The sequence below is a fragment of the Rhizobacter sp. P2_H2 genome, from assembly GCF_056403375.1.
On sequence record NZ_JBFUFP010000203.1, the window covers coordinates 1 to 6,998 of the forward strand.

General features: G+C 68.2%; 4 protein-coding genes. 1 reads left to right on the plus strand and 3 read right to left on the minus strand.

Features of this window, described 5'->3' with window-relative positions; all coding sequences use genetic code 11:
* The 3 genes from AC1D15_RS13180 to AC1D15_RS13190 all read right to left on the minus strand — a co-directional run.
* Positions 1-264: NUDIX domain-containing protein (locus tag AC1D15_RS13180; protein WP_477826330.1), on the minus strand; the 264-nt coding region annotated here is incomplete at its 3' end.
* Positions 265-380: 116 nt separating this feature from the next.
* Positions 381-1,340: a hypothetical protein gene (locus tag AC1D15_RS13185; protein ID WP_477826331.1), complete on the minus strand. Its 960-nt coding sequence runs from the start codon at positions 1,338-1,340 to the stop codon at positions 381-383.
* A 130-nt stretch (positions 1,341-1,470) separates the two neighbouring features.
* Entirely contained in the window at positions 1,471-2,289 is an 819-nt protein-coding gene (locus tag AC1D15_RS13190) for a CsgG/HfaB family protein (RefSeq protein ID WP_477826332.1), read from the minus strand.
* Between the two features lie 221 nt (positions 2,290-2,510).
* Here AC1D15_RS13190 and AC1D15_RS13195 point away from each other — a divergent pair, with 221 nt between their 5' ends.
* Entirely contained in the window at positions 2,511-6,938 is a 4,428-nt protein-coding gene (locus AC1D15_RS13195) for a fibronectin type III domain-containing protein (protein WP_477826333.1), read from the plus strand.
* The last annotated feature ends 60 nt before the right edge of the window (positions 6,939-6,998 follow it).

The following is a 6,998-nucleotide window of genomic DNA, read 5'->3' on the forward strand; positions in this document are numbered from 1 at the left end:
GCGGTGCGCCCAGGCCGGCAGGATCTCGTAGACGTTCTGCCGGCCGAGGTCGCGCAGCCGATCGGCCGGCACGGCCGCCGAGCCGATCACGATGCCCGTCTCCTCGGCGACCTCGCGCCGCGCGGTGTCGCGCAGCGGCTCGGCCGGCGACGCGCGCGAGCCGGTCACGCTCTGCCAGCCGCGCGACGCATCGTTGCGCTCCAGCAGCAGCACCTCGCGCTGCGGTGAATGGATCAGCACCAGCACCGACTCCGGCAGTTTCATGCCATGAAGGATAGCGGCTCGGCGCGGGCGGCCCGTGTCGGCAGATGCCTCGCCGCCGGGTCGGGCGAACGCCCGGCCCACAACGCCCGACGAGATCCATCCGCCGTACCGGCGAATCAGCCTCGTGTCCGGTCCCGACCGATCAAGCGCATGAGCGCCTCCTTTGCGTCCACGTGGTCGCCTGCGCTGCGGGACACGAGCGACACATGGGCATCGCCCAGGCCGTTCCTGTCCGCGTCACCCGCCTCGAGCTTGCCATCGGCATTGCTCATGAACGGTCTGGAGACCGGCTCGATCCGGACAGAAGCGCCACCACGCTCCGCCCACGTCGCGATGGCGGCAAGCTCACGGCTGCTCGCCAGCGCCTGCTTCCAGGCCTCAGTCTGGGTCGACGGATTCAGCACGACGACCTCGTCCGGGTGCAGCGCAGCCTGCCAAGCCAGCAGGTCACCCCACACTGTCGGATCGTGGAGGCATTGGGCCGGATAGTGGTATGCGCCGGCGAGACCGGTCCGGGAGTTGCGTCCGGCGATGAAAAGGCAGGAGTACAGCGTGGATGACAGCACGTTCAGCTGTTGGGCAATGAGGCCCTGTCCCATTTCGATGAAGACCCTGTGCTTGCTCAGTTTGCACCGCACTTCCTCGAGCACATCGGGATCGGCCCAGCCGGCCGTCAGCAGGGTCGCCTGCTGGCGGGGCAGCGCCATTCGCGCAGGCTGGCGCCGACCGAATTCCAAGGGCCGCCCTCCCGCTTCGGGTGGAATCCATGCTTGCACCCACGGTCCGGCGACGTCGCCCATCTCGCCTGTCCATTCGACCTGCGTGCCAAGCCATGTGTTGAACGTCAGCTCGACGTTGCATTCGCCGACATCGACGATGCACGTTTTCCAATCGGGACCCGTACCTGCTTCGCGAGAGGCTCGCAGCTCGATCGACCTGCCCTCGACGAGCGGCTGTTTCACCGACAGCCCGGCATCACCCATGTCACTTTCGCGACGATCGACATCGGTCGACCGTGGAGATTCCCGGGGCGATTCCCGGCGCTTGTTGCTGCGGATGGAGGTGGAACTGAACATGGTCGGACTTCTTTGGAACCCGGAAGTGGGAACCGAATGAGTCACTCGGCGGTGAGGCGGGTTCCACCTCGCGGCCAGACGAATGCAGCCGGGACGAGCGTCCGCGCCGCTTCCATCAGCCCGCGGGCGCTCAGCCCTTCACTTTCACCGCCACCGCCGGCGGCAGCTCCTTGGCCTGCAGCATGCGCACCTGCGTCACCAGGTGGTTGTGCGCATCGAGGAACGCCGCGGCGATCACCTTGCCCTCGTTGCTGTTGCTCCAGCCGGCGCCGGCCGCGCCGCCCAGCTTGCCGAGCACCAGGCCGCCCATGCCGAGGTCGGTGACGCGCACCGAGCCGGTCGACGCCGCCAGCTGCTCGGTGGTCTCGTTGTCGGTCAGCAGCAGCGCGACCTGCGCCTCTTTCAGCTTGACGCTGTCGGCCACGCCGACGAACTTGTTCAGCACCGGGATCATCCCGAGGATGCCGCCGATCTCGCGCCCGGCGTTCTGCTCGCTGAAGGTGAGGCTGGGCGTCAGCGTGTACTGCGCCTCGTAGCCCTTGCCCTTGGCCACCGTGCCGTTCTGACGCAGCACGCCGGCGTTCTTCAGCTCCTGCTCCTGCACCGTGGCGCGCAGCCCGGCCGAGCGGTCGACGACGCGGAAGCAGCCGCTCTGCTGCGCCAGCAGCCGGATCAGCGGCACCGGCGACTGCGGCAGGTTGTAGCCCGACACCGTCGTGTAGCCGTTGGGGTTCTCGACCAGCGCGAGCGTCGCGACGGGCGCATCGCACTTCACCAGCTCGCGCGCCGCGGCACTGGCACCCGCCGGCCCGGCCGACCCGGTCACCACCGACCCGCCCTGGCCGAGTTCGGCGCCCTGCTTGCCGCAACCGGCCAAAGACACGGCCAGCGACACCGCCAAGCACACCCGCAACGGGCCGCGTGCCGTGGAAGAACCTGCTCGATTCATGACCATCCTCTCGGCAAGCGCCGTGATTCGAAGCTGGGAATCATGCCAGCGCACAAAGGCTTACAGCGCAGGACAACACCCCGACCCGCCCAAGTGAGGGATCGGATGTTGCAAACGATCCCATCCCTCCGCCTCCACGTTGTCTCCACATTTGGTGGTCAATCTCACACCCTTCTTCAGCCCAGGGATCGAACATGACACCAGCAGCGTCGCCCTCCTTCGTGCGCACCTTCACCCTCTGGCTCGGCCTGTCATTGATGCTGCTGGCAGCGTGCGGGGGTGGAGGCGGAGCAGATGAGTCCGCCGGTGATGCGAGCCTGACCGCACCGGTCGACCTGCAGGTCACCCCGGGCAACGCGTCGGCGGCGCTGAGTTTCACCGTCACGACGCCGCGCGCCGACGTGCTCTTCCACGCCACCTGCATCGCCGGCAACTCGCAGGTGACGGTCAGCATGGTGTCGCACGCGACGGGCATCGAGCAGATGCAGGTCGCCGACCTGACCAACGACCTCGCGTACTCGTGCACCGTGACCGTCAGCGATGCGAGCGGCGCCAGCGCCGTGTCGCAGGCGGTGCCAGTGACGCCCACCGCCGCTGCGACCGCGCAGGCACCGACAGCCCCGACCGACGTGCAGGCCGCGGCCGCCGACACATCGGCCATCGTCAGCTTCTCGGCGCCCGTCGCCACGGTGCTCTGGTACACCGTCACCTGCCAGGGCACTGAACTCAACGCCTACAGCAGCGGCACCGCCAGCCCCATCCCCGTGCCGGGGCTGAGCAACGGCCAGCGCTACGTGTGCAGCGTCGTCGCCACGAACATCGTCGGCGACAGCCCGGCTTCGGCGCAGGTCGAGGTGACCCCGGTGGCGCCCGCAACGCCGCCGGCGGCCCGCCCTGACACGCCGACCGTTCTCGGCGCCATGCCATCGGACGGCGCCCTGTCGGTTGCCTTCACGCCGCCGGCCGGCATCGCCCTTCAGGCGACCTACCGCGCCACGTGTTCGGCGACCGGGATCGCGGTGACGGCAGAGTCCAGCGCCTCGCCGGTGTTCGTTTCGGGGCTGCAGAACGGCGCACCCTACACCTGCAGCGTGACGGTCAGCACCGCCGCCGGCACGAGCAACCCGTCAGCCACCGTCGGTGCCACGCCACGAACGGTGCCGGATGCACCGCGCGGGATCTCGGCAACGTCCGGCAGCGGCACCGCCACCGTGACGTTCGAGGCGCCCTCGTGGAACGGCGGGGCGACCATCCAGGGATACCAGGTGCGCTGCCAGGCCGAACAACACGAGGCCCGCGTCGACACGGCCTCCGCCGGCACGGTGGTCGTCGCCGGTCTGGCGAACGGCACAGCGTACGGCTGCAGCGTCACCGCCCGCAACGATGCCGGCAGCGGCCCGGCGTCGACGCCGTCGATGGAGGTCACGCCGCTGGCGTCGGTGCCGGTGCCGGGCGCCGAGCCGGCGCCTGTCGCACCATCGCTCATCGGTGTGAGCGCGGGCAACGCGCTGGCGATCGTCGACTTCGCCCCGGGTGCCCCTGACGCGTCCATCCTTGACTACACCGCCACCTGCACGACACGTGATCTGCCGAAGGCCAGCGCCAGCGCCACGAAGGCGGCCTCGCCGATCACCGTCAGCGGCTTGTACAACAACAGGCTCTACGATTGCATCGTCACAGCGCGCAATCAGAGCGGCGACAGCCCGGCGTCCCCGAGTCTCGAGGCGACACCGCGACCGGCAAATCCCCAGGCGCCGGAGTTGTTGTATGCAGTGCCCGCCAACGCATCGGCCGTGCTGCGGTTCACGCCGCGCCCGGACAACGGTTCGCCGATCCTCCACTACGACGCGAGCTGCGGCGATCGGAGTGTTGTGGGCTCGGGCTCGCCGATCACGGTCGACGGGCTGACGAACGGCCAGCTCTATGCGTGCACGGTCACGGCCACCAACGAGGTGGGGCCCAGCGAGAGTTCGAACGCCCTGCCGGTCAGACCCCTGACCACGCCGGACCCAGTGCAGGAGCTCGCCGCCCAGCCGGGCGACGGCAGCGTGACGCTCAGCTTCAGCCCACCCGCGAGCAATGGCGGCGGCGAGCTCTCCCCCTATTCCGCCAGCTGCACCGACGGCAAGGGCACGAGCACATCCGTCCTCGCCGCGAGTTCCAGCGTCCGCTCGATCGCGATCGTCGGCCTGAGTAACGGTGTCAGCTACACCTGCACGGTGACGGCCACCAATGGCGCCGGAAACAGCACGGCCAGCCTCGTGGCGATTCCCAATGCGTCGCTGCCCGCCGCACCGACCTACACGCTCAGCGACACCATCATCGGCGATGGCACGCTGAGCTTCAAGTTCGGCAAGCCGGCCAGCAACCTGAGTGACGTCAGCTACGCGATCGACTGCAGGCAGACGACGACGCAGAGCCCGGTGACGCCGAGCAGCCTGTCCCTGGCGACCAACCCGTTCAGCGCATCGCTCACCGGCCTGCAGAACGGCAGCAGCTACACCTGCACGGCCACCGCCACCAACAGCAAAGGCTCGGTCGCAGTCAGCGCCAGCGCCGTGCCGAACAGCGCGCCCCCCACGGCACCAGGCTACGTCACCGGCAACACCGTGATCGGCGACGGCACGCTGTCCTTCTCGTTCTCCAAATCGACCTACGACGCCGGCGATGTCAGCTACGCGGCGAGTTGCAAGAATGACCTGACCGGCATCGCTGTCGATGCCACGGTCAAGCTGGACACCGATCCCTTCATCGTCTCGCTGACCGGGCTCACCAACGGCAGCAGCTACACCTGCACCGCCACCGCCACCAACAGCCTCGGATGGGTGTCGGCCAGCGCCAGCGCGACGCCGAACATTGCCCCCGCCACGCCGACCTACACCGCCAGCAACACCGTCATCGGTGATGCGACACTGAGCTTCGCGTTCGGCAAGCCGAGCAGCAATGGCAGCGATGTCGTCTACACGGCAAGTTGCAAGAAGACCGGTACCGACATCAGCGTCGCGGCCACCGTCAACCTCGACGTGAACCCATTCACCGCCTCGTTGACCGGGCTCACCAACGGCAGCAGCTACACCTGCACCGCCACAGCGCGGAACAGCCGCAGTTCGGCCTCCACCAGTGCCGCTGCCACGCCGAACAAGGCGCCTGCTGCGCCGACCTATGACGCCGGCAACACCGGCATCGGCGACGGCACGCTGATCTTCAAGTTCGGCAAGCCTGCCGACAACGGTGCCGACACGGTCTACTCGGCCAGTTGCAAGAAAACCGACACCAGCGTCGGCGTCACGGCCACCATCAGCACCGGAACGAACCCCTTCACCGCTTCGCTCAACGGGCTCACCAACGGCAGCAGCTACACCTGCACCGCGGTTGCCACCAACAGCAAGGAATCGGCCTCCACCAGCGCCAACGCCACTCCGAACAAGGCGGCGCCTGCCGCACCAACCTATGACGCCATCAACACTGTCATCGGCGACCGTACGCTGAGCTTCAAGTTCGGCAAGCCGGCCAACAACGGTGCCGACACGGTCTACTCGGCCAGCTGCACGAAAACCGCCATCGTCAGCGCCGACACGAGCTCCTTCACTGCCTCGCTCAGCGGGCTCACCAACGGCACCAGCTACACCTGCACCGCCGTCGCCGCCAACAGCAAGGGTCAGACCTCCACCAGCGCGAGCGCCACGACTTACACCGCGCCGACCGCACCCACTGTGCTGGCCGAAGGCCAGGGAAGCTCGGTCGGAAACCAGACGGCGACCGTCGCCTTCGTGGCCTCGTCGTCCAGCGGCGACACGAGCAGCAGCCTGAGCTACACCGCGACATGCACCAATGTCACCGACGCGACAGACGAAAAGAGCACCACCGGCAGCGCCAGCCCGCTCGTCGTGTCGGCGCTGACCAATGGCGCCAGCTACCTGTGCAGCGTGACGGCAAAGAACAACAACGCCTCTGTCAGCTCCCCGTCGGCCACGGTCACACTCAGCCCCTACACCACGCCGGGCGCGCCGGGGTTCAGCCTGAGCGTGATCCCGGCGCCCGCCTCGGTCGATGATGCGGACGCGGGCAGCTACTCGTCTGCCAACAATGCGCAGCTCAGAGCCAGCCTGACGGCGCYGGCATCGAACGGTGGCCGCACGATCAGCCAGTACGGCGTGACCTGCACGGCCGCGGGAAAGACGACCGTCAGCGCGACCGCGAGCTCAGCCTCGACCCTCACGCTGACCGGCATGCCGAACAACGCCAGCTACACCTGCGCCGCGATCGCGCACAACGCCGCCGGAGACAGCGCCGCAGCCACGCAGGTCGCCGTCACGGCCATCACCCAGCCGGGGGCATTGAACCTGACCACCGCGGTCGTCTGCTCAAGGAACAACATCCATGCCGGCTACTCGTACCCGACCTACAACGGCGGTGCGTCGATCAGCACCTACCACTTCACGCTGTACCTCGACAGCGACCACAACACAGCCGTCTCGACACAGACCAGCAAATCGAGCGCCGGCACCATCGATTTCGCATCGCTGTCGTACAGCACCAGGTACTACCTGGTGATGCGCGCCGTCAACAGCGTCGGCAGCGGGCCGGCCACGACCTTCACGTTGACCACGGCAGCCGCGCTCGCCGCGTCGCCCGACTGCGTGCTTTGAGCCGCGAGGATCGAGCCGGCCCGCACGGGCCGGCTCCTGAGGCTCACCCCACCTGCGTCG

Coding starts and splice junctions, on each gene's coding strand:
- AC1D15_RS13185 (WP_477826331.1), bottom strand. CDS start 1,340: ATGTTCAGTTCCACCTCCATCCGCAGCAACAAGCGCCGGGAATCGCCC.
- AC1D15_RS13190 (WP_477826332.1), bottom strand. CDS start 2,289: ATGAATCGAGCAGGTTCTTCCACGGCACGCGGCCCGTTGCGGGTGTGC.